The sequence below is a fragment of the Streptomyces sp. NPDC047853 genome (genome assembly GCF_043204535.1).
GTDB lineage: Bacteria > Actinomycetota > Actinomycetes > Streptomycetales > Streptomycetaceae > Streptomyces.
On the sequence record NZ_JBIDCI010000001.1, the window covers coordinates 156768 to 175331 of the forward strand.

Genomic DNA, 18564 nt, shown 5'->3' on the forward strand with positions numbered 1-18564 from the left:
CCGTAGGGAGGGCCGACCGGCGGCCATAAGCCGTCGGTCGACCCTCCCTACGGTGTTATGGAAGGCGTCTGCGGGTCAGGGCACCCGGTTCGCCGCCATCCACTGCGTGTAGCTGTCGCTGCCCGCCGCCACGCCCGCGTGGGCCATGCGCGCCTGCGCCAGCACGGTGGCGGCGATGTCCTGCCGCTGCGCCACCGCATGCCAGCCGAGCAGGTGCCGCCAGGCCAGCGGAGTGCCGGTGAGCGGACGGGTGACGATGCCGGGCGTGGTCGGGAAGGTCGCCCGGCACAGGCCCACCGCCCGCCCCACCTGCACCAGGTGCACGAGGGACGCGGTGTCCGTCTCGTACATGCGGCGCGGGGTGAACCCGGCGCGGGTGCAGGACGCGGTGAAGCAGTCACCGAAGCAGCCGTCGCCGGGCACGCAGGCCCACTCCTCGCCCGCCAGCTCGGTCAGGCCGACCTCGGGCCGGTGGGCGAGCGCATGTCCCTCGGGCACCATGACGAAGACCGGGTCGACGGCGACCTCCCGCCAGACCAGCCCCTCGGCGCCGGGCGGGGAGGCGGAGCCGCAGGTCCCGGCCAGGGCGAAGTCCAGCCGCCCCTCGGCCAGTTGTTCGGCCAGCGCCCGTTCCGACCAGGAGGTGCAGGTCGTCATGCGGGTGTCCGGCGCCACGTCCGCGAGCCGGTCCACCAGGGCGCCCAGCAGGGGCCCGTGCGTGCCGCCCAGCCGCAGGTGCCGCGCGGTACGGGGCGCCCGCGCGAACCGCGCCGCCTCCTGCTGCAACTCGGTCACCGCGGGCAGCACGATCCGGCTGCGCTCCAGCACCAGCTCGCCCAGCGCGGTGGCCCGCACGCCGTGCCGGCCGCGCACGAACAGCGCGCCGCCCAGCGCCCGTTCGATCCGCTTGAGCTGAGCGCTCAGCGCGGGCTGCGCGAGACCGAGCGCCGTCGCCGCCCTGGTGAGGCTGCCGGCGTCGGCGATGGCCCGGACCGTCCTGAGATGCCGCAACTCCAGCTCCATAAGGGGAGCTTGCGTCGGGGGAGGGGCGGGGGCAAGGGGTTGGTCCGGACCTGTGACGGTGCGCTGCCGACCGGAGCGCGGGAACGCAGGTGAGGGCCGTGCCCGCGGTCGTGCTTCAGGTCGTGCCGACGAGCTGTGACACCCACTCCGGCCTGGACGGCCGGGTCGAGCTGCTGAAGTTCCCGGACGGCACGGCGGTCGGGCCGGCTTTCATCGAGCGACTGCCGGGAGAAACATGATCCGCAAGACCACTGCCGGGGACGCCTCCGAGCCGGCGTGGTTCCAGAGCACTCACAGCGGCGGAAACGACGGCGAGTCCTGCGTCGAGATCGCGACCACCCCCGCCACCGTCCACGTCCGCGACTCCGAGCACGACGACGCCGGCCCCCGCCTCGCCCTCACCCCGAGCGCCTGGACGCACTTCCTCCCGTACGCCTCGCAGGGCTGACGACCTCCTGCGTCCCCACCACCGCCAGCAGCTCCAGCAGCCCCGCGCTCTCCGTCCCCACGGCCGGGGTGAACCACAGCAGCCGCTGGCGCCCGTCCTCGCTGAACAGGTTGAGGCAGTTGACCTCGATGACGCCGAGCGTGGGGTGCACGATCCGTTTCCGGTCGTCCCGTCGGAAGGCCACGTCGTGGTCGGCCCACAGCGCGGCGAACTCGGGGGAGACGCCGAGCAGCGTACGGATCATGGAGGTGACCTCCGGATCCTTCGCGTCCCTCCTCGCCGCCGCGGCCCGCAGGTCGGCGACGAAGGCGCGGGACTGGCCCTCGTGGTCGGCCTCGGGATGCAGGCGCCGCGCCTCGGGCTCGGTGAACCACCGGTGCACGAAGCTGGCCCTGGGTCCCGTCAGACCGGACTGGTCCCCGACCAGTGCCACGGCCAGCGGATTCTGCACCAGAGTGACGTGCAGGTCGGTGATCACCTGGGCGGGGGTCGAGGGCATGCGGCCGAGCAGGTCGAGCATGCCGGGATGCACGTGCGAGGCGGCGCCGCCCTGCACGGGCACCGGGCGGTCGGCGAGCCGGTAGAGGTAGTCGCGCTCGTCGGCGGAGAGCCGCAGTGCCCTCGCCGGCGCGGCGACCATCTGCTCGGACGGCTGGGACCCGGCGCCGCGCTCCAGCTCGTTGTAGTAGTCCACCGACGCCCCGGCGAGCTGGGCGACCTCCTCGCGCCGCAGCCCCGGCACCCGGCGCCGCGGTCCGGCCGGGAACCCGACGTCGGCCGGCCGGATGCGCTCCCGACGCGACCGCAGGAACGCTCCCAGCTCGGCGTACTTCACAGCGCTCATGCCGTCCATTCTGCGCCGGGCCGGGACCGTGACCCAGGGGATGGCGTCCCCTGGCTCCGCCGCCGCGCGCCGCGCATCGTGGAGGCATGACTCCGAACACGCCACCGAACACGACCCCGAGCACCACCCCGAACACGCAGCAGCACACCCCGGAACCGCCGCCGTCGGGCTCCCGGGTCGCCGTCGTCACCGGCGGATCACGCGGCATCGGACGGGCGGTCTCGCTCCGGCTCGCCCAGGACGGCCTCGCGGTCGTCGTGAACTACGCCCGCGACGCGGGCTCCGCCGACGAGACGGTGACGGCGATCACCGAGGCAGGCGGGCGGGCGATCGCCGTCCGGGCCGACGTGGCGGAGGAGAAGGAGGTCGCGGCCCTGTTCGACCGGGCGGAGGACGAGTACGGCGGTGTCGACGTGGTGGTGAACTCGGCGGGGCGGATGACCCTGTCGACCATCGCCGACCTCGACCTGGCGGCCCTGGACGCCATGCACCGCACCAACATCCGCGGCGCCTTCGTCGTCGCCCAGCAGGCGGCCCGGCGGCTGCGGGCGGGCGGTTCCTTCGTGGGCTTCTCGACCTCCGTGGTCGGCGCACAGTTCCCGACCTACGGGGCGTACACGGCGAGCAAGGGCGCCGTGGAGGCCATGGTCCTGATCATGGCGCGCGAGCTGCGCGGCCGGGACGTGACGGTGAACGCCGTGGCCCCCGGTCCCACGGCCACGGACCTGTTCCTCACCGGCAAGACCCCCGAGCAGATCGAGCAGCTCGCCAAGACCCCGCCCCTGGAGCGGCTGGGCACCCCGGAGGACATCGCCGCCGTGGTCGCCTTCCTCGGCAGCCCCGCCGGCCACTGGGTGAACGGACAGGTCCTGCGGGCCAACGGGGGCCTGGTCTGATGCCCTTCGCCCACTTCAAGGTCCCCGCGGGCACCGTCACTGCCGAGGACAAGCGGAAGATCGTCGAACGCACCACCGACCTGTACGCGGAGATCTACGGCGAACGGGCCCGCCCCACCACCGTCGTCCTCGTCGACGAGGTCGCCGACGGCGGCTGGGGCGTCGCCGGGAACGTCCTCACCGCCGAGATGCTCAACGGGGACGGGAGCGGGGACGGGGACGGGGGCGGGGGCGGGGCGTGACCCGGGTGCGGGAGGCGGTGGGGCCGAGCACGTCGGGCTCCCTTCACCCCTTATGATCCCGAGAAGCCGATATGTGAGGTACGCGTCTCACATAGTGGTCGCGCCCGAGACGCCACCCTGGCCAGGGTGTTTACATGCGCGTAACACTTACGTGTCCCTGCGCGCGGCAACGGCGCCGAGCGCCCCTCACCGGACGGGACCGGAACGCCGACCCCGGCGTTGCCGCCCGGCCCCGGTGTCCGCCGTGCCAGAAAGGGCTTCCGTGACGACGCGATCCGCATCGACGAACACGCTCGACCACCTCCTCACCGAGATCGAACACCGCAACCCCGCCCAGCCCGAGTTCCTCCAGGCCGCCCACGAGGTGCTGGAGACGCTCGCGCCGGTGCTCGCGGCCCGCCCCGAGTACGCGGAGCCGGGCCTCGTCGAGCGGCTGGTCGAGCCCGAGCGGCAGGTGATCTTCCGGGTGCCGTGGCAGGACGACCGGGGCCGCGTCCACGTCAACCGCGGCTTCCGCGTCGAGTTCAACAGCGCGCTGGGCCCGTACAAGGGCGGTCTGCGCTTCCACCCCTCGGTCAACCTGGGCGTCATCAAGTTCCTGGGCTTCGAGCAGATCTTCAAGAACGCGCTGACCGGACTCGGCATCGGCGGCGGCAAGGGCGGCAGCGACTTCGACCCGCACGGGCGCAGTGACGCGGAGGTCATGCGGTTCTGCCAGTCGTTCATGACGGAGCTGTACCGGCACATCGGCGAGCACACGGACGTCCCGGCCGGTGACATCGGCGTCGGCGGCCGCGAGATCGGCTACCTGTTCGGCCAGTACCGCCGGATCACCAACCGCTGGGAGGCCGGCGTTCTCACCGGCAAGGGCGCGGGCTGGGGCGGCTCGCTGATCCGCCCGGAGGCCACCGGCTACGGCAACGTCCTCTTCGCGGCGGCCATGCTGCGCGAGCGCGGCGAGGACCTGGAGGGCCAGACGGCCGTCGTCTCCGGCTCCGGGAACGTGGCGATCTACACGATCGAGAAGCTGGCCGCCCTCGGCGCGAACGCCGTGACCTGCTCGGACTCCTCCGGGTACGTCGTCGACGAGAAGGGCATCGACCTCGACCTGCTCAAGCAGATCAAGGAGGTCGAGCGCGGCCGCGTCGACACCTACGCCGAGCGCCGGGGCTCCTCCGCCCGCTTCGTGCCCGGCGGACGGGTCTGGGAGGTCCCCGCCGACATCGCCCTCCCGTCGGCCACGCAGAACGAGCTGGACGAGACCGACGCCGCGACGCTCGTGCGCAACGGCGTGAAGGCCGTCTCGGAGGGCGCGAACATGCCGGCCACCCCCGGGGCCGTCCACCTCCTCCAGCGCTCCGGCGTCGCCTTCGGCCCCGGCAAGGCGGCCAACGCGGGCGGCGTCGCCGTCAGCGCCCTGGAGATGGCCCAGAACCACGCGCGTACGTCCTGGACCGCGGAGCGGGTGGAGGAGGAACTGACCGCCATCATGAACAACATCCACACCACCTGCCACGAAACCGCCGCCCGCTACGGCGCCCCCGGCGACTACGTCACGGGTGCGAACATCGCGGGCTTCGAGCGCGTCGCGGACGCGATGCTGGCGCAGGGGGTCATCTGAGCCGCGGGGGCACGCCCACCCTCCCGGAGTGCGGACCGGCGCCCCGGGAGGAAAGGGGCCAAAGCCCCGGGGCCGGAGCGTCCTGAGGCGTGGCAGGTGTGGCCTTCGGTGACGTGGGGTACAGTCATCCGCTTCGATTGGCCAGCGCGGTGCCCCGTATGGCAGACTGGTCGAGTTGCTCGGTCGAGTGCCGATGCTGCGCGCCTCCCGCCGGGGGGACCGGAAGCGAGTCCCACAGTACTCGTCGCCCCACGCATTACATCGAGAGGTGTAGGGGCGGACGTACGGGAATCTTCCGGGAAGTGTCAGCGGGGTACCGGCCAGGCACCCGGTGGGCCTCTCGCCCCCGGTCCGCGGTTCCGGAAGGGCCCGCACCTCCCAGAGCAGGGATGTTCGAACAAGGGACATCTGTGTCAGCGAGAGTGCGACACGCCCGACCGCGTGGGTCGGAGGGTGAGGGAGTACCAGGGGCCACCGGGTCCAGAGCGTTACGAGAGACAGGACTACTGAGTAGCCATGGCGGGACAGAAGATCCGCATCCGGCTCAAGGCCTACGACCACGAGGTCATCGACTCTTCGGCGAAGAAGATCGTCGAGACGGTGACTCGCACTGGTGCGTCGGTCGCGGGCCCGGTGCCGCTGCCCACTGAGAAGAACGTGTACTGCGTCATCAAGTCGCCGCACAAGTACAAGGACTCGCGCGAGCACTTCGAGATGCGCACGCACAAGCGCCTGATCGACATCCTCGACCCGACCCCCAAGACCGTTGACTCTCTGATGCGACTCGACCTCCCGGCCGGTGTCGACATCGAGATCAAGCTCTGAGGGCGGTGATCTGAAGATGACCAAGCAGATCAAGGGCATCCTGGGCGAGAAGCTCGGCATGACGCAGGTGTGGGACGAGAACAACCGTGTTGTTCCGGTCACCGTCGTCAAGGCCGGCCCCAACGTCGTCACCCAGGTCCGCACGAACGACGTCGACGGCTACGAGTCGGTCCAGATCGCCTTCGGCGAGATCGACCCGCGCAAGGTGAACAAGCCCCTCAAGGGCCACTTCGCCAAGGCCGACGTCACCCCCCGTCGTCACCTCGTCGAGATCCGTACCGCTGGTGCCAGCGAGTACACCCTCGGCCAGGAGATCACCGCTGAGACCTTCGAGTCCGGCGTGAAGGTCGACGTCACCGCGAAGAGCAAGGGCAAGGGCTTCGCCGGCGTCATGAAGCGCCACAACTTCAAGGGTGGCAAGGCGTCGCACGGTGCCCACCGTGTGCACCGCATGCCCGGATCCATCGGTGGCTGTGCCACCCCCGGCCGTGTCTTCAAGGGCATGCGCATGGCGGGTCGCATGGGCAACGAGCGGGTCACCACCCAGAACCTGACCGTTCACGCCGTTGACGCGGAGAAGGGCCTGCTCCTCATCAAGGGCGCGGTTCCTGGTCCGAACGGCGGCCTCGTCCTGGTCCGCACTGCGGCCAAGGGGGCCTGAGGTAACCGATGAGCACTGTTGACATCCTTTCGCCTGCCGGCGAGAAGACCGGTAGCGTCGAGCTCCCCGCGGAGATCTTCGGCGTGGAGAAGATCAGCATCCCGCTGATCCACCAGGTCGTCGTCGCGCAGAACGCCGCTGCCCGCCAGGGCACGCACAAGACCAAGCGTCGCGGCGAGGTCCGCGGTGGCGGCAAGAAGCCGTACCGCCAGAAGGGCACCGGCCGCGCCCGCCAGGGTTCGACCCGTGCGCCGCAGTTCGCCGGCGGTGGCGTCGTCCACGGCCCGCAGCCGCGTGACTACTCGCAGCGGACCCCGAAGAAGATGAAGGCCGCGGCCCTGCGCCACGCCCTCACCGACCGGGCCCGCCACAACCGCATCCACGTCGTCTCCGGCGTCATCGAGGGCGACAGCCCGTCGACGAAGGCCGCCCGGACGCTGTTCGGCAAGATCTCGGAGCGCAAGAACCTGCTCCTGGTCGCCGACCGCTCCGACGAGGCCGCGTGGCTGTCCGCCCGCAACCTGCCCCAGATCCACATTCTGGAGCCGGGCCAGCTGAACACGTACGACGTTCTCGTCTCGGACGACGTGGTCTTCACCCAGGCCGCTTTCGAGTCCTTCGTGTCCGGCCCCAAGGCTGCTGACACCGAAGGGAGCGAGGCCTGATGGCTACGCGTCACCCGAGCATCGCCTCCAAGGCGGCCAAGGCCGCCAAGGCCGCGCGCGTCGCCAAGGCGCGTCGCCACGAGGCCGAGGGCAAGAACACCGTCGTCACCCCGGCCAGCAAGGCGTTCACGGACCCCCGTGACGTGCTGCTGAAGCCGGTCGTGTCCGAGAAGAGCTACGCGCTCCTCGACGAGAACAAGTACACGTTCATCGTCGCGCCGGGCTCCAACAAGACCCAGATCAAGGAAGCCGTCCAGGCGGTCTTCTCGGTCAAGGTCACCGGGGTCAACACGATCAACCGCCAGGGCAAGCGCAAGCGGACCCGCACGGGCTTCGGCAAGCGTGCCGACAGCAAGCGCGCGATCGTGACCCTTGCCGAGGGCGACCGTATCGACATCTTCGGCGGTCCGACCTCCTGACGGAGGTCCGGATCGTCCGGAATCGGACGAGGACTGAGAAATGGGAATCCGCAAGTACAAGCCGACTACGCCGGGCCGTCGTGGCTCCAGCGTCGCCGACTTCGTCGAGGTCACGCGGTCCACGCCGGAGAAGTCGTTGGTCCGCCCCCTGCACAGCAAGGGTGGCCGTAACAACTCCGGTCGTGTGACCGTCCGCCACCAGGGCGGTGGCCACAAGCGCGCCTACCGCGTGATCGACTTCCGTCGCCACGACAAGGACGGCGTGCCGGCGAAGGTCGCGCACATCGAGTACGACCCCAACCGCACCGCGCGCATCGCGCTGCTGCACTACGCGGACGGCGAGAAGCGCTACATCCTCGCCCCGCGCAACCTGCAGCAGGGTGACCGCGTCGAGAACGGTCCCGGGGCCGACATCAAGCCGGGCAACAACCTGGCGCTCCGCAACATCCCGGTCGGTACCACGATCCACGCGATCGAGCTCCGACCCGGTGGCGGCGCCAAGTTCGCCCGTTCCGCCGGTGCCTCCGTGCAGCTGCTCGCGAAGGAGGGCTCGATGGCCCACCTGCGCATGCCGTCCGGAGAGATCCGCCTGGTCGACGTGCGCTGCCGCGCCACCGTCGGCGAGGTCGGCAACGCCGAGCAGAGCAACATCAACTGGGGCAAGGCGGGCCGTAAGCGCTGGCTGGGCGTTCGCCCGACCGTGCGTGGTGTGGTCATGAACCCGGTGGACCACCCGCACGGTGGTGGCGAAGGCCGTACCTCGGGTGGTCGCCACCCGGTGTCCCCCTGGGGCAAGAAGGAAGGCCGTACTCGTTCGCCCAAGAAGGCGTCGAACAAGTACATCGTCCGCCGCCGCAAGACGAACAAGAAGCGCTAAGGACGGGTTGAGATGCCTCGTAGCTTGAAGAAGGGACCCTTCGTCGACGACCACCTGATCAAGAAGGTGGACACGCAGAACGAAGCCGGTACCAAGAACGTCATCAAGACCTGGTCCCGTCGCTCGATGATCGTCCCGGCGATGCTCGGCCACACGATCGCGGTGCACAACGGCAAGACCCACATCCCGGTGTTTGTCACCGAGTCCATGGTCGGCCACAAGCTCGGCGAGTTCTCGCCGACGCGCACCTTCCGGGGTCACGTCAAGGACGACCGGAAGTCGAAGCGCCGCTAGTCAGCGGGGTGTGAAAGATCATGACAAACACTGAAGGGACAACCATGGAAGCCAGGGCCCAGGCGCGGTACATCCGCGTCACGCCCATGAAGGCCCGCCGCGTGGTGGACCTCATCCGTGGCATGGATGCCACGGAGGCTCAGGCGGTCCTGCGTTTCGCCCCGCAGGCCGCGAGCGTGCCGGTCGGCAAGGTGCTGGACAGCGCCATCGCCAACGCCGCGCACAACTACGACCACACCGACGCCGACAGCCTCTTCATTTCCGAGGCCTACGTCGACGAGGGCCCGACCCTGAAGCGGTTCCGGCCGCGCGCCCAGGGCCGCGCCTACCGGATCCGCAAGCGGACCAGCCACATCACCGTGGTCGTCAGCAGCAAGGAAGGAACCCGGTAATGGGCCAGAAGGTAAACCCGCACGGGTTCCGGCTCGGCATCACCACCGACTTCAAGTCGCGTTGGTACGCCGACAAGCTGTACAAGGACTACGTCAAGGAAGACGTCGCCATCCGTCGGATGATGACGTCCGGCATGGAGCGCGCCGGCATCTCCAAGGTCGAGATCGAGCGCACCCGTGACCGCGTGCGGGTGGACATCCACACCGCCCGTCCGGGCATCGTCATCGGCCGCCGCGGCGCCGAGGCCGACCGCATCCGCGGTGACCTGGAGAAGCTGACCGGCAAGCAGGTCCAGCTGAACATCCTCGAGGTCAAGAGCCCGGAGACGGACGCTCAGCTGGTGGCCCAGGCCGTCGCCGAGCAGCTCTCCTCCCGCGTCTCCTTCCGTCGTGCCATGCGCAAGAGCATGCAGGGCACCATGAAGGCCGGCGCCAAGGGCATCAAGATCCAGTGCGGTGGCCGCCTCGGTGGCGCCGAGATGTCCCGCTCGGAGTTCTACCGCGAGGGCCGTGTGCCCCTGCACACGCTCCGCGCGAACGTGGACTACGGCTTCTTCGAGGCCAAGACGACCTTCGGCCGCATCGGCGTGAAGGTCTGGATCTACAAGGGCGACGTCAAGAACATCGCCGAGGTCCGCGCCGAGAACGCCGCTGCCCGCGCCGGCAACCGCCCGGCCCGTGGTGGCAACGACCGCCCGGCCCGTGGTGGCCGCGGTGGCGAGCGTGGCGGTCGCGGTCGCAAGCCGCAGCAGCAGTCCGCGCCGGCTGCCGAGGCCCCCAAGGCCGACGCTCCCGCCGCCGCTGCCGCTCCGGCTGAGAGCACCGGAACGGAGGCCTGACCGACATGCTGATCCCCCGTAGGGTCAAGCACCGCAAGCAGCACCACCCGAAGCGCCGTGGTCAGGCCAAGGGCGGTACGACGGTCGCGTTCGGCGAGTACGGCATCCAGGCCCTCACGCCGGCGTACGTGACCAACCGCCAGATCGAGGCGGCCCGTATCGCGATGACCCGCCACATCAAGCGTGGCGGCAAGGTCTGGATCAACATCTACCCGGACCGCCCGCTCACGAAGAAGCCCGCCGAGACCCGCATGGGTTCCGGTAAGGGTTCCCCCGAGTGGTGGATCGCGAACGTGCACCCGGGCCGGGTCATGTTCGAGCTGTCCTACCCCAACGAGAAGATCGCCCGTGAGGCGCTGACTCGTGCGGCCCACAAGCTGCCGATGAAGTGCCGGATCGTCAAGCGCGAGGCAGGTGAAGCGTGATGTCGGCCGGTACCAAGGCGTCCGAGCTGCGCGAACTGGGTGACGAGGAGCTTCTGGCGAAGCTCCGCGAAGCCAAGGAAGAGCTGTTCAACCTCCGCTTCCAGGCGGCGACGGGTCAGCTCGAGAACCACGGTCGGCTCAAGGCCGTCCGCAAGGACATCGCGCGGATCTACACCCTGATGCGTGAGCGCGAGCTGGGCATCGAGACGGTGGAGAGCGCCTGATGAGCGAGAGCAACGTGACTGAGACCAACACCGAAGCACGCGGCTTCCGCAAGACCCGCGAGGGTCTTGTCGTCAGCGACAAGATGGACAAGACCGTCGTCGTCGCCGTCGAGGACCGCGTCAAGCACGCGCTGTACGGCAAGGTCATCCGCCGTACCAGCAAGCTCAAGGCCCACGACGAGCAGAACGCCGCGGGTGTCGGCGACCGCGTCCTCCTCATGGAGACCCGGCCGCTGTCCGCGACGAAGCGCTGGCGCGTCGTCGAGGTCCTCGAGAAGGCCAAGTAATTTCCTGCGGCATCACCCCGCAGGTCAGTTCCGCCAGGCTCCGGGAGCCGCTCGCTGAGCGGCTCCCGGGGAACCGGCAGACAATCAGGAGATAGACGTGATCCAGCAGGAGTCGCGGCTTCGTGTCGCCGACAACACGGGTGCGAAGGAAGTCCTCTGCATCCGTGTGCTCGGTGGCTCGGGCCGCCGCTACGCGGGTATCGGTGACGTCATCGTCGCCACCGTCAAGGACGCGATCCCCGGTGGCAACGTGAAGAAGGGTGACGTCGTCAAGGCGGTCATCGTTCGCACCGTCAAGGAGCGCCGCCGTCCGGACGGCTCGTACATCCGCTTCGACGAGAACGCCGCCGTCATTCTGAAGAACGACGGCGACCCCCGCGGCACCCGTATCTTCGGCCCGGTGGGCCGTGAGCTGCGCGAGAAGAAGTTCATGAAGATCATCTCCCTCGCGCCGGAGGTGCTGTGAGCATGAAGATCAAGAAGGGCGACCTGGTCCAGGTCATCACCGGTAAGGACAAGGGCAAGCAGGGCAAGGTCATCGCGGCCTTCCCCCGCGAGGACCGCGTCCTGGTCGAGGGTGTCAACCGGGTCAAGAAGCACACCAAGGCCGGGCCGACCGCTCGCGGTTCGCAGGCCGGCGGCATCGTGACCACCGAGGCCCCGATCCACGTCTCCAACGTCCAGCTGGTCGTGGAGAAGGACGGCAACAAGGTCGTCACGCGCGTCGGTTACCGCTTCGACGACGAGGGCAACAAGGTTCGCGTTGCCAAGCGGACGGGTGAGGACATCTGATGGCTACCACCACCACTCCGCGTCTCAAGACGAAGTACCGCGAGGAGATCTCGGGCAAGCTGCGTGAGGAGTTCTCCTACGAGAACGTCATGCAGGTTCCCGGCCTCGTCAAGATCGTGGTCAACATGGGTGTGGGCGACGCCGCCCGCGACTCCAAGCTGATCGAGGGTGCCATCAAGGACCTCACCACGATCACCGGCCAGAAGCCGGCCGTCACCAAGGCCCGCAAGTCCATCGCGCAGTTCAAGCTGCGTGAGGGCCAGCCGATCGGTGCCCACGTCACGCTCCGTGGCGACCGCATGTGGGAGTTCCTGGACCGCACCCTGTCGCTCGCGCTGCCGCGCATCCGCGACTTCCGCGGTCTGTCCCCCAAGCAGTTCGACGGCCGTGGCAACTACACCTTCGGTCTCACCGAGCAGGTCATGTTCCACGAGATCGACCAGGACAAGATCGACCGCACCCGGGGTATGGACATCACCGTGGTGACCACGGCGACCAACGACGCTGAGGGCCGCGCGCTCCTTCGTCACCTCGGCTTCCCCTTCAAGGAGGCGTGAGCGAGATGGCGAAGAAGGCTCTGATTGCCAAGGCTGCTCGCAAGCCCAAGTTCGGTGTCCGCGGCTACACGCGCTGCCAGCGCTGCGGCCGTCCGCACTCCGTCTACCGCAAGTTCGGCCTCTGCCGCGTGTGCCTTCGTGAGATGGCTCACCGTGGAGAGCTGCCGGGCGTGACCAAGAGCTCCTGGTAATCCGGTAATTCCGGGTTATTCAGACTCTCGGTAAGCATCTGGGTCGGCAGGGGCCCGGCTCCGCATGCCTTAGGCTTGTGGGGTTGGGCGTCTGCCGCCCGTACGACTTACTACGCCGTAGGTCCACCGCGCCGCACCCGTCCCGTCTCGGATCGGGGAGAGGGATGGCGCACCAGGAAACCCCGGCGAGAGAGGCCGAAGGCCAATTCATGACCATGACTGATCCGATCGCAGACATGCTTACGCGTCTGCGGAACGCGAACTCGGCGTACCACGACTCCGTGACGATGCCGGCGTCCAAGATCAAGTCTCACATCGCGGAGATCCTCCAGCAGGAGGGCTTCATCACGGGCTGGAAGACCGAGGACGCCGAGGTCGGCAAGAACCTCGTCCTCGAGCTGAAGTTCGGCCCGAACCGTGAGCGCTCCATCGCGGGCATCAAGCGGATCTCCAAGCCCGGTCTCCGGGTGTACGCGAAGTCCACCAACCTGCCCAAGGTGCTGGGTGGCCTCGGCGTGGCGATCATCTCCACGTCCCACGGGCTCCTCACCGACAAGCAGGCCGGCAAGAAGGGCGTAGGCGGAGAAGTCCTCGCCTACGTCTGGTAGCGGAAGGGAACGGAGGAAACAGCTATGTCGCGCATCGGCAAGCTCCCCATCGCGGTTCCCGCCGGCGTGGACGTCACCATCGACGGCCGTACGGTCTCGGTCAAGGGCCCCAAGGGTTCGCTGACTCACACCGTCGTGGCGCCGATCGACATCGCCAAGGGTGAGGACGGCGTGCTGAGCGTCACCCGCCCCAACGACGAGCGTCAGAGCAAGGCCCTGCACGGCCTGTCCCGCACGCTGGTGGCGAACATGATCACCGGCGTGACCCAGGGTTACGTGAAGAAGCTCGAGATCAGCGGTGTCGGTTACCGCGTGCTCGCCAAGGGTTCGAACCTGGAGTTCTCCCTCGGCTACAGCCACCCGATCCTGGTCGAGGCCCCCGAGGGCATCACCTTCAAGGTGGAGTCCCCGACCCGTTTCTCGGTCGAGGGCATCGACAAGCAGAAGGTCGGCGAGGTTGCGGCCAACATCCGCAAGCTGCGCAAGCCCGACCCGTACAAGGCCAAGGGCGTCAAGTACGAGGGCGAAGTCATCCGCCGCAAGGTCGGAAAGGCGGGTAAGTAAGCCATGGCATACGGACAGAAGATCCTCAAGGGCGACGCCTACAAGCGCGCCGCGATCAAGCGCCGTCACATCCGGATTCGCAAGAATCTCTCGGGTACGGCGGAGCGTCCCCGTCTGGTCGTTACCCGCTCGAACCGCCACATCGTGGCCCAGGTGATCGACGACCTCAAGGGTCACACCCTTGCGTCGGCGTCCACCCTGGACACCTCGATCCGTGGTGGCGAGGCGGACAAGTCGGCGCAGGCCAAGCAGGTCGGTGCCCTGGTCGCCGAGCGCGCCAAGGCCGCCGGTGTCGAGGCCGTCGTGTTCGACCGTGGTGGTAACCAGTACGCCGGGCGCATCGCCGCCCTGGCGGACGCCGCCCGCGAAGCCGGACTGAAGTTCTGAGCCGGTTCCGTATCGCTAGCGGAAACAGAGAGAGGTAATTCCAATGGCTGGACCCCAGCGCCGCGGTGGCGGTGCCGGTGGCGGCGAGCGGCGGGACCGGAAGGGCCGTGACGGCGGCGCAGCTGCCGCCGAGAAGACCGCTTACGTTGAGCGCGTCGTCGCGATCAACCGCGTTGCCAAGGTTGTGAAGGGTGGTCGTCGCTTCAGCTTCACCGCGCTGGTCGTGGTGGGCGACGGTGACGGCACCGTGGGTGTCGGATACGGCAAGGCCAAGGAGGTGCCGGCCGCCATCGCCAAGGGTGTTGAGGAGGCCAAGAAGCACTTCTTCAAGGTCCCCCGCATCCAGGGCACCATCCCGCACCCCATCCAGGGTGAGAAGGCTGCCGGCGTCGTGCTGCTCAAGCCCGCGTCCCCCGGTACCGGCGTGATCGCCGGTGGTCCGGTGCGCGCCGTGCTCGAGTGCGCCGGTATCCACGACGTGCTGTCGAAGTCGCTCGGCTCCGACAACCAGATCAACATCGTGCACGCGACCGTGGAGGCCCTCAAGGGCCTGCAGCGTCCCGAGGAGATCGCGGCTCGCCGTGGTCTGCCCCTCGAGGACGTCGCCCCCGCGGCTCTTCTCCGTGCACGTGCCGGGGCGGGTGCGTAATCATGGCGCAGCTCAAGATTACGCAGGTCAAGTCCTACATCGGCAGCAAGCAGAACCACCGTGACACCCTGCGTTCCCTTGGTCTCAAGGGCATCAACACGCAGGTCGTCAAGGAGGACCGCCCCGAGTTCCGCGGCATGGTGCACACCGTCCGCCACCTCGTGACGGTCGAGGAGGTCGACTGATCATGGGTGAGCAGAACCCGCTCAAGATCCACAACCTCCGTCCCGCCCCGGGCGCCAAGACCGCCAAGACCCGTGTGGGTCGTGGTGAGGCGTCGAAGGGTAAGACGGCCGGTCGTGGTACCAAGGGCACCAAGGCCCGTTACCAGGTTCCGGAGCGCTTCGAGGGTGGCCAGATGCCCCTCCACATGCGTCTCCCGAAGCTGAAGGGCTTCAAGAACCCGTTCAAGACCGAGTTCCAGGTCGTGAACCTCGACAAGCTGGCCGCGCTGTACCCCGAGGGTGGCGAGGTCACCGTCGAGGGCCTGGTGGCCAAGGGTGCCGTTCGCAAGAACAGCCTCGTCAAGGTCCTCGGCCAGGGCGAGATCTCCGTGGCGCTGCAGGTGACGGTCGACGCCGTCTCCGGCTCCGCCAAGGAGAAGATCACCGCCGCCGGCGGTACCGTCACCGAGCTCGTCTGAACCCTTCAGGCGTCTCGATGACATGAGCGATCCCGACCGGGGATGCCCCACAAAAGGGGTATCCCCGGTTGGTCGTTCCAAGGAAAGTACTCCCGCCGGTAAGGTGGCCTGCGCTGCCCTCTTTCACGGGTGCGTCACATGGGGCACCCTGGGCGGCAGTTGACCGTTACTTACTTAGTCGTCAGTCGAATCCTCAAGACCGTCACCCTTGACGCAGTAGCGCGGGGGTCGCAGGAGGCACCGTGCTCACCGCGTTCGCCCGGGCGTTCAAGACGCCCGACCTGCGCAAGAAGCTGCTCTTCACGCTCGGCATCATCGTGGTGTACCGGCTCGGTACCCACATCCCCATCCCAGGCGTCGACTACAAGAGCGTCCAGGAGTGCGTGGACCAGGCGTCCGGCAACCAGGGCATCTTCGGCCTGGTGAACATGTTCAGCGGCGGCGCCCTGCTGCAGATCACGGTCTTCGCGCTCGGCATCATGCCGTACATCACGGCGAGCATCATTCTGCAGCTGCTGACCGTGGTCATCCCGCGCCTGGAAGCCCTGAAGAAGGAGGGCCAGGCGGGCACGGCGAAGATCACGCAGTACACGCGCTACCTGACCATCGCGCTCGCCATCCTCCAGGGCACCGGCCTGGTGGCCACCGCCCGCAGCGGCGCCCTGTTCTCCGGGTGCACCGTCGCCGGTCAGATCGTGCCCGACCAGGCGATCTTCACCACCGTCGTCATGGTGATCACCATGACCGCCGGTACCGCCACCGTCATGTGGCTCGGCGAGCTGATCACGGACCGCGGTGTCGGCAACGGCATGTCGATCCTGATGTTCATCTCGATCGCCGCGACCTTCCCCTCCGCCCTGTGGGCCATCAAGCAGGAGGGCACCCTGGCCGACGGTTGGATCGAGTTCGGCACGGTGATGCTCGTCGGCTTCGTGATGGTCGGCCTGGTCGTCTTCGTCGAGCAGGCGCAGCGTCGCATCCCGGTGCAGTACGCGAAGCGCATGATCGGCCGCCGTTCCTACGGCGGCACGTCGACGTACATCCCGCTCAAGGTGAACCAGGCGGGCATCATCCCCGTCATCTTCGCCTCGTCGCTGCTCTACATCCCGGCCCTGATCGTCCAGTTCTCCGGCTCGACCGCGGGCTGGGCCACCTGGATCCAGAAGAACCTGGCGGATCCGGAGGCGGCGCCGCACGTCGTTCTGTACTTCCTGTTGATCGTTTTCTTCGCCTTCTTCTACGTGGCGATCTCGTTCAACCCCGAGGAAGTCGCGGACAACATGAAGAAGTATGGTGGGTTCATCCCGGGCATCCGGGCTGGCCGACCGACCGCTGAGTATCTGAGCTACGTACTCAACCGGATCACCTGGCCGGGTTCGCTGTATCTGGGCCTGATCTCTCTCGTACCGACAATGGCGTTGGCCGGTTTCGGGGCAAACCAGAACTTCCCGTTCGGCGGGACCAGCATCCTGATCATCGTGGGTGTGGGTCTTGAAACGGTGAAGCAGATCGAGAGCCAGCTCCAGCAGCGCAATTACGAAGGGTTCCTCCGCTGATGCGAATCGTCCTCGTCGGGCCGCCGGGTGCTGGAAAGGGAACGCAGGCCACCCGCCTTGCCGAGACGCTGCACATCCCGCACATCTCCACGGGTGACCTGTTCCGCGCGAACATCAGCCAGCAGACCGAGCTGGGCAAGCTCGCCAAGTCCTACATGGACGCCGGAAACCTCGTCCCGGACGAGGTCACCATCGCCATGGCGAAGGACCGGATGGAGCAGCCCGACGCCGAGGGCGGCTTCCTGCTGGACGGTTTCCCGCGCAACGTCTCCCAGGCCGAGGCGCTGGACGAGCTGCTCGAGACCGAGGACATGACGCTCGACGCGGTGCTGGACCTGGAGGCCCCGGAGGACGAGGTCGTCAAGCGGATCGCCGGCCGGCGCGTGTGCCGCAACAACTCGGCGCACGTCTTCCACGTGACGTACACCCCGTCGAAGCGGGACGACGTCTGCGACGTCTGCGGCGGCGAGCTGTACCAGCGCGACGACGACTCCGAGGAGACGGTGCGCAAGCGGCTCGAGGTCTACCACACGCAGACCGAGCCGATCATCGACTACTACAAGGCGCAGGGTCTGGTCGTCACCATCTCGGCCATGGGCCCGGTGGACGAGGTCACCGGCCGTGCGCTGGAGGCGCTCAAGCGCGACAAGTAGTTCTTCCTCACGGATCAGCCGCGGTCCCTCGCCCGAGGGCCGCGGCTGAGCTGTGGGACGGGGTGGTCACCGCCCCGTATCGTTGGAAGCGTTCCCCGCCCTCCCCAGGTCCAGAAAGGCCGCAGCCCCCATGGTGCAGATCAAGAGCCCCGAGCAGATCGCCAAGATGCGTGAGGCGGGGCTGGTCGTCGCCGCCATCCACGCGGCCACGCGCGAGGCCGCCGTGCCCGGCGCCACCACCAAGGACCTGGACCAGGTCGCCCGCAAGGTGCTCGCGGAGCACGACGCCAAGCCGAACTTCCTCGGGTACGGCGGCTTCCCGGCGACGATCTGCACGTCCGTGAACGAGGTCGTCGTCCACGGCATCCCCTCCGACGACGTGGTCCTCAAGGACGGCGACGTCATCTCCATCGACTGCGGCGCGGTCATCGACGGCTGGCACGGCGACGCGGCCTACACGGCCTTCGTGGGCTCCGGTCACTCCCCGGAGCTGGTCGAGCTCTCCCGGGTGACCGAGGAGTCGATGTGGGCGGGCATCGCGGCGATGAAGCAGGGCAACCGGCTCGTGGACGTCTCCCGGGCCATCGAGACCTACATCCGCCGCCAGCCCAAGCCCGGCGGCGGCAAGTACGGGATCATCGAGGACTACGGCGGCCACGGCATCGGCACCGAGATGCACATGGACCCGCACCTGCTGAACTACGTCGACCGCCGGCGCGGCAAGGGCCCCAAGCTGGTCCCCGGCTTCTGCCTGGCCATCGAGCCGATGGTCTCCCTCGGTACCCCGCGCACGGAGGTGCTGGAGGACGAGTGGACGGTCATCACGACCGACGGCACGTGGTCCTCGCACTGGGAGCACTCGGTGGCCCTGACCGAGCGGGGTCCGCTGGTCCTGACGTCGCCGGACGGTGGCAGGGCGAAGCTGGCCGAGCTGGGTGTCACGGCGGCTCCGGACCCGCTGGCATGACGACGGCCTTGAGTC

The 18564-nt window shown here is 68.4% G+C and carries 30 protein-coding genes and 1 pseudogene; 29 read left to right on the forward strand and 2 right to left on the reverse strand.

The window, feature by feature from the left end; all coding sequences use genetic code 11:
• Positions 1–75: 75 nt before the first annotated feature.
• A complete protein-coding gene (locus tag ACGF5T_RS00745; protein ID WP_361012802.1) occupies positions 76–1023 on the reverse strand; it encodes a LysR family transcriptional regulator in 948 nt (315 codons plus the stop codon).
• A gap of 107 nt (positions 1024–1130) precedes the next feature.
• Between ACGF5T_RS00745 and ACGF5T_RS00750 the strand changes: the two are divergent.
• Both ACGF5T_RS00750 and ACGF5T_RS00755 read left to right on the forward strand, forming a co-directional pair.
• Positions 1131–1226 (forward strand): annotated as a pseudogene (locus ACGF5T_RS00750) (transcriptional regulator); the annotation flags it as partial.
• 32 nt (positions 1227–1258) lie between these two features.
• Complete coding sequence (locus ACGF5T_RS00755) at positions 1259–1471, forward strand: DUF397 domain-containing protein (RefSeq protein WP_361012799.1); 213 nt, start codon at positions 1259–1261, stop codon at positions 1469–1471.
• On the opposite strand, the gene ACGF5T_RS00760 is transcribed toward ACGF5T_RS00755, so the two are convergent.
• Positions 1422–2324: a helix-turn-helix transcriptional regulator gene (locus tag ACGF5T_RS00760; RefSeq protein WP_366767181.1), complete on the reverse strand. Its 903-nt coding sequence runs from the start codon at positions 2322–2324 to the stop codon at positions 1422–1424. The two genes, ACGF5T_RS00755 and ACGF5T_RS00760, sit on opposite strands and share 50 nt — an antisense overlap.
• 77 nt (positions 2325–2401) lie before the next feature.
• On the opposite strand from ACGF5T_RS00760, the gene ACGF5T_RS00765 reads away from it, so the two are divergent.
• The 27 genes from ACGF5T_RS00765 to map all read left to right on the forward strand — a co-directional run bounded on the left by ACGF5T_RS00765 (position 2402) and on the right by map (position 18549).
• On the forward strand, positions 2402–3211 hold the full coding sequence (locus tag ACGF5T_RS00765; RefSeq protein ID WP_356601742.1) for an SDR family oxidoreductase: 810 nt from the start codon (positions 2402–2404) through the stop codon (positions 3209–3211).
• Positions 3211–3453 carry a 4-oxalocrotonate tautomerase family protein gene (locus ACGF5T_RS00770; protein WP_366767182.1) on the forward strand — a complete coding sequence of 81 codons (243 nt, stop codon included), beginning with the start codon at positions 3211–3213 and terminating at the stop codon, positions 3451–3453. Before ACGF5T_RS00765 ends, ACGF5T_RS00770 begins: the two co-directional genes overlap by 1 nt.
• Before the next feature lie 262 nt (positions 3454–3715).
• The gene (gdhA, locus tag ACGF5T_RS00775; protein ID WP_366767183.1) at positions 3716–5074 is read left to right on the forward strand and encodes an NADP-specific glutamate dehydrogenase; all 1359 of its coding nucleotides are present in this window, start codon (positions 3716–3718) and stop codon (positions 5072–5074) included.
• Between the two features lie 516 nt (positions 5075–5590).
• Positions 5591–5899 (forward strand): 30S ribosomal protein S10, encoded by a 309-nt coding sequence (gene rpsJ / locus ACGF5T_RS00780; protein ID WP_003948644.1) that lies wholly within the window; start codon positions 5591–5593, stop codon positions 5897–5899.
• Positions 5900–5915: 16 nt separating this feature from the next.
• Entirely contained in the window at positions 5916–6560 is a 645-nt protein-coding gene (gene rplC, locus ACGF5T_RS00785) for a 50S ribosomal protein L3 (protein WP_053135618.1), read from the forward strand.
• Between the two features lie 8 nt (positions 6561–6568).
• Positions 6569–7225: a 50S ribosomal protein L4 gene (rplD, locus tag ACGF5T_RS00790; RefSeq protein WP_356601748.1), complete on the forward strand. Its 657-nt coding sequence runs from the start codon at positions 6569–6571 to the stop codon at positions 7223–7225.
• A complete protein-coding gene (gene rplW, locus ACGF5T_RS00795; RefSeq protein ID WP_007443985.1) occupies positions 7225–7644 on the forward strand; it encodes a 50S ribosomal protein L23 in 420 nt (139 codons plus the stop codon). The genes rplD and rplW overlap by 1 nt, the downstream gene beginning before the upstream one ends.
• A gap of 40 nt (positions 7645–7684) precedes the next feature.
• A complete protein-coding gene (gene rplB / locus ACGF5T_RS00800; protein WP_053135624.1) occupies positions 7685–8521 on the forward strand; it encodes a 50S ribosomal protein L2 in 837 nt (278 codons plus the stop codon).
• A 12-nt stretch (positions 8522–8533) separates the two neighbouring features.
• Complete coding sequence (rpsS, locus tag ACGF5T_RS00805) at positions 8534–8815, forward strand: 30S ribosomal protein S19 (RefSeq protein WP_003974263.1); 282 nt, start codon at positions 8534–8536, stop codon at positions 8813–8815.
• A 44-nt stretch (positions 8816–8859) separates the two neighbouring features.
• Positions 8860–9207, forward strand: coding sequence for a 50S ribosomal protein L22 (gene rplV / locus ACGF5T_RS00810; RefSeq protein ID WP_003974262.1), 348 nt, complete (start codon positions 8860–8862; stop codon positions 9205–9207).
• Positions 9207–10046, forward strand: a complete 840-nt coding sequence (rpsC, locus tag ACGF5T_RS00815; RefSeq protein ID WP_053135626.1) for a 30S ribosomal protein S3 — start codon at positions 9207–9209, stop codon at positions 10044–10046. Before rplV ends, rpsC begins: the two co-directional genes overlap by 1 nt.
• A gap of 5 nt (positions 10047–10051) precedes the next feature.
• Complete coding sequence (rplP, locus tag ACGF5T_RS00820; RefSeq protein WP_004927269.1) at positions 10052–10471, forward strand: 50S ribosomal protein L16; 420 nt, start codon at positions 10052–10054, stop codon at positions 10469–10471.
• Complete coding sequence (rpmC, locus tag ACGF5T_RS00825; RefSeq protein WP_003998824.1) at positions 10471–10695, forward strand: 50S ribosomal protein L29; 225 nt, start codon at positions 10471–10473, stop codon at positions 10693–10695. The genes rplP and rpmC overlap by 1 nt, the downstream gene beginning before the upstream one ends.
• Entirely contained in the window at positions 10695–10982 is a 288-nt protein-coding gene (rpsQ, locus tag ACGF5T_RS00830) for a 30S ribosomal protein S17 (RefSeq protein ID WP_356601751.1), read from the forward strand. Before rpmC ends, rpsQ begins: the two co-directional genes overlap by 1 nt.
• Before the next feature lie 97 nt (positions 10983–11079).
• A complete protein-coding gene (rplN, locus tag ACGF5T_RS00835) occupies positions 11080–11448 on the forward strand; it encodes a 50S ribosomal protein L14 (protein WP_030831680.1) in 369 nt (122 codons plus the stop codon).
• A gap of 2 nt (positions 11449–11450) precedes the next feature.
• A complete protein-coding gene (gene rplX, locus ACGF5T_RS00840) occupies positions 11451–11774 on the forward strand; it encodes a 50S ribosomal protein L24 (protein WP_003974256.1) in 324 nt (107 codons plus the stop codon).
• On the forward strand, positions 11774–12331 hold the full coding sequence (gene rplE / locus ACGF5T_RS00845; RefSeq protein ID WP_356601753.1) for a 50S ribosomal protein L5: 558 nt from the start codon (positions 11774–11776) through the stop codon (positions 12329–12331). The genes rplX and rplE overlap by 1 nt, the downstream gene beginning before the upstream one ends.
• Positions 12332–12336: 5 nt before the next feature.
• Positions 12337–12522 (forward strand): type Z 30S ribosomal protein S14, encoded by a 186-nt coding sequence (locus ACGF5T_RS00850; RefSeq protein WP_003948630.1) that lies wholly within the window; start codon positions 12337–12339, stop codon positions 12520–12522.
• A 209-nt stretch (positions 12523–12731) separates the two neighbouring features.
• Entirely contained in the window at positions 12732–13130 is a 399-nt protein-coding gene (gene rpsH / locus ACGF5T_RS00855; protein ID WP_026248232.1) for a 30S ribosomal protein S8, read from the forward strand.
• A gap of 24 nt (positions 13131–13154) precedes the next feature.
• Positions 13155–13694, forward strand: a complete 540-nt coding sequence (gene rplF / locus ACGF5T_RS00860; protein ID WP_053135632.1) for a 50S ribosomal protein L6 — start codon at positions 13155–13157, stop codon at positions 13692–13694.
• Between the two features lie 3 nt (positions 13695–13697).
• Positions 13698–14081 carry a 50S ribosomal protein L18 gene (rplR, locus tag ACGF5T_RS00865; protein ID WP_121748663.1) on the forward strand — a complete coding sequence of 128 codons (384 nt, stop codon included), beginning with the start codon at positions 13698–13700 and terminating at the stop codon, positions 14079–14081.
• A gap of 43 nt (positions 14082–14124) precedes the next feature.
• Positions 14125–14730 (forward strand): 30S ribosomal protein S5, encoded by a 606-nt coding sequence (gene rpsE / locus ACGF5T_RS00870; protein ID WP_004927232.1) that lies wholly within the window; start codon positions 14125–14127, stop codon positions 14728–14730.
• Positions 14731–14732: 2 nt separating this feature from the next.
• On the forward strand, positions 14733–14915 hold the full coding sequence (rpmD, locus tag ACGF5T_RS00875; RefSeq protein WP_003974250.1) for a 50S ribosomal protein L30: 183 nt from the start codon (positions 14733–14735) through the stop codon (positions 14913–14915).
• A gap of 2 nt (positions 14916–14917) precedes the next feature.
• A complete protein-coding gene (gene rplO / locus ACGF5T_RS00880) occupies positions 14918–15373 on the forward strand; it encodes a 50S ribosomal protein L15 (protein ID WP_043381011.1) in 456 nt (151 codons plus the stop codon).
• Between the two features lie 242 nt (positions 15374–15615).
• A complete protein-coding gene (gene secY / locus ACGF5T_RS00885; protein ID WP_356601757.1) occupies positions 15616–16929 on the forward strand; it encodes a preprotein translocase subunit SecY in 1314 nt (437 codons plus the stop codon).
• Positions 16929–17582: an adenylate kinase gene (locus ACGF5T_RS00890; RefSeq protein WP_356601759.1), complete on the forward strand. Its 654-nt coding sequence runs from the start codon at positions 16929–16931 to the stop codon at positions 17580–17582. The genes secY and ACGF5T_RS00890 overlap by 1 nt, the downstream gene beginning before the upstream one ends.
• A gap of 130 nt (positions 17583–17712) precedes the next feature.
• On the forward strand, positions 17713–18549 hold the full coding sequence (map, locus tag ACGF5T_RS00895; RefSeq protein ID WP_361012778.1) for a type I methionyl aminopeptidase: 837 nt from the start codon (positions 17713–17715) through the stop codon (positions 18547–18549).
• Positions 18550–18564: the final 15 nt, after the last annotated feature.

What these genes read in the sequence shown, in the direction of transcription:
- ACGF5T_RS00760 (WP_366767181.1), bottom strand. Translation starts at nt 2,324, where the DNA reads ATGGACGGCATGAGCGCTGTGAAGTACGCCGAGCTGGGAGCGTTCCTG.
- rpmD (WP_003974250.1), top strand. Translation starts at nt 14,733, where the DNA reads ATGGCGCAGCTCAAGATTACGCAGGTCAAGTCCTACATCGGCAGCAAG.
- ACGF5T_RS00765 (WP_356601742.1), top strand. Translation starts at nt 2,402, where the DNA reads ATGACTCCGAACACGCCACCGAACACGACCCCGAGCACCACCCCGAAC.
- rpsH (WP_026248232.1), top strand. Translation starts at nt 12,732, where the DNA reads ATGACCATGACTGATCCGATCGCAGACATGCTTACGCGTCTGCGGAAC.
- ACGF5T_RS00890 (WP_356601759.1), top strand. Translation starts at nt 16,929, where the DNA reads ATGCGAATCGTCCTCGTCGGGCCGCCGGGTGCTGGAAAGGGAACGCAG.
- rpsJ (WP_003948644.1), top strand. Translation starts at nt 5,591, where the DNA reads ATGGCGGGACAGAAGATCCGCATCCGGCTCAAGGCCTACGACCACGAG.
- rplB (WP_053135624.1), top strand. Translation starts at nt 7,685, where the DNA reads ATGGGAATCCGCAAGTACAAGCCGACTACGCCGGGCCGTCGTGGCTCC.
- map (WP_361012778.1), top strand. Translation starts at nt 17,713, where the DNA reads ATGGTGCAGATCAAGAGCCCCGAGCAGATCGCCAAGATGCGTGAGGCG.
- rpmC (WP_003998824.1), top strand. Translation starts at nt 10,471, where the DNA reads ATGTCGGCCGGTACCAAGGCGTCCGAGCTGCGCGAACTGGGTGACGAG.
- rpsE (WP_004927232.1), top strand. Translation starts at nt 14,125, where the DNA reads ATGGCTGGACCCCAGCGCCGCGGTGGCGGTGCCGGTGGCGGCGAGCGG.
- ACGF5T_RS00745 (WP_361012802.1), bottom strand. Translation starts at nt 1,023, where the DNA reads ATGGAGCTGGAGTTGCGGCATCTCAGGACGGTCCGGGCCATCGCCGAC.
- rplD (WP_356601748.1), top strand. Translation starts at nt 6,569, where the DNA reads ATGAGCACTGTTGACATCCTTTCGCCTGCCGGCGAGAAGACCGGTAGC.
- rpsC (WP_053135626.1), top strand. Translation starts at nt 9,207, where the DNA reads ATGGGCCAGAAGGTAAACCCGCACGGGTTCCGGCTCGGCATCACCACC.
- rpsQ (WP_356601751.1), top strand. Translation starts at nt 10,695, where the DNA reads ATGAGCGAGAGCAACGTGACTGAGACCAACACCGAAGCACGCGGCTTC.
- rplC (WP_053135618.1), top strand. Translation starts at nt 5,916, where the DNA reads ATGACCAAGCAGATCAAGGGCATCCTGGGCGAGAAGCTCGGCATGACG.
- rplW (WP_007443985.1), top strand. Translation starts at nt 7,225, where the DNA reads ATGGCTACGCGTCACCCGAGCATCGCCTCCAAGGCGGCCAAGGCCGCC.
- rplP (WP_004927269.1), top strand. Translation starts at nt 10,052, where the DNA reads ATGCTGATCCCCCGTAGGGTCAAGCACCGCAAGCAGCACCACCCGAAG.
- rplO (WP_043381011.1), top strand. Translation starts at nt 14,918, where the DNA reads ATGGGTGAGCAGAACCCGCTCAAGATCCACAACCTCCGTCCCGCCCCG.
- ACGF5T_RS00850 (WP_003948630.1), top strand. Translation starts at nt 12,337, where the DNA reads ATGGCGAAGAAGGCTCTGATTGCCAAGGCTGCTCGCAAGCCCAAGTTC.
- rplV (WP_003974262.1), top strand. Translation starts at nt 8,860, where the DNA reads ATGGAAGCCAGGGCCCAGGCGCGGTACATCCGCGTCACGCCCATGAAG.
- rplR (WP_121748663.1), top strand. Translation starts at nt 13,698, where the DNA reads ATGGCATACGGACAGAAGATCCTCAAGGGCGACGCCTACAAGCGCGCC.
- rplE (WP_356601753.1), top strand. Translation starts at nt 11,774, where the DNA reads ATGGCTACCACCACCACTCCGCGTCTCAAGACGAAGTACCGCGAGGAG.
- ACGF5T_RS00770 (WP_366767182.1), top strand. Translation starts at nt 3,211, where the DNA reads ATGCCCTTCGCCCACTTCAAGGTCCCCGCGGGCACCGTCACTGCCGAG.
- rplX (WP_003974256.1), top strand. Translation starts at nt 11,451, where the DNA reads ATGAAGATCAAGAAGGGCGACCTGGTCCAGGTCATCACCGGTAAGGAC.
- rplF (WP_053135632.1), top strand. Translation starts at nt 13,155, where the DNA reads ATGTCGCGCATCGGCAAGCTCCCCATCGCGGTTCCCGCCGGCGTGGAC.
- ACGF5T_RS00755 (WP_361012799.1), top strand. Translation starts at nt 1,259, where the DNA reads ATGATCCGCAAGACCACTGCCGGGGACGCCTCCGAGCCGGCGTGGTTC.
- rpsS (WP_003974263.1), top strand. Translation starts at nt 8,534, where the DNA reads ATGCCTCGTAGCTTGAAGAAGGGACCCTTCGTCGACGACCACCTGATC.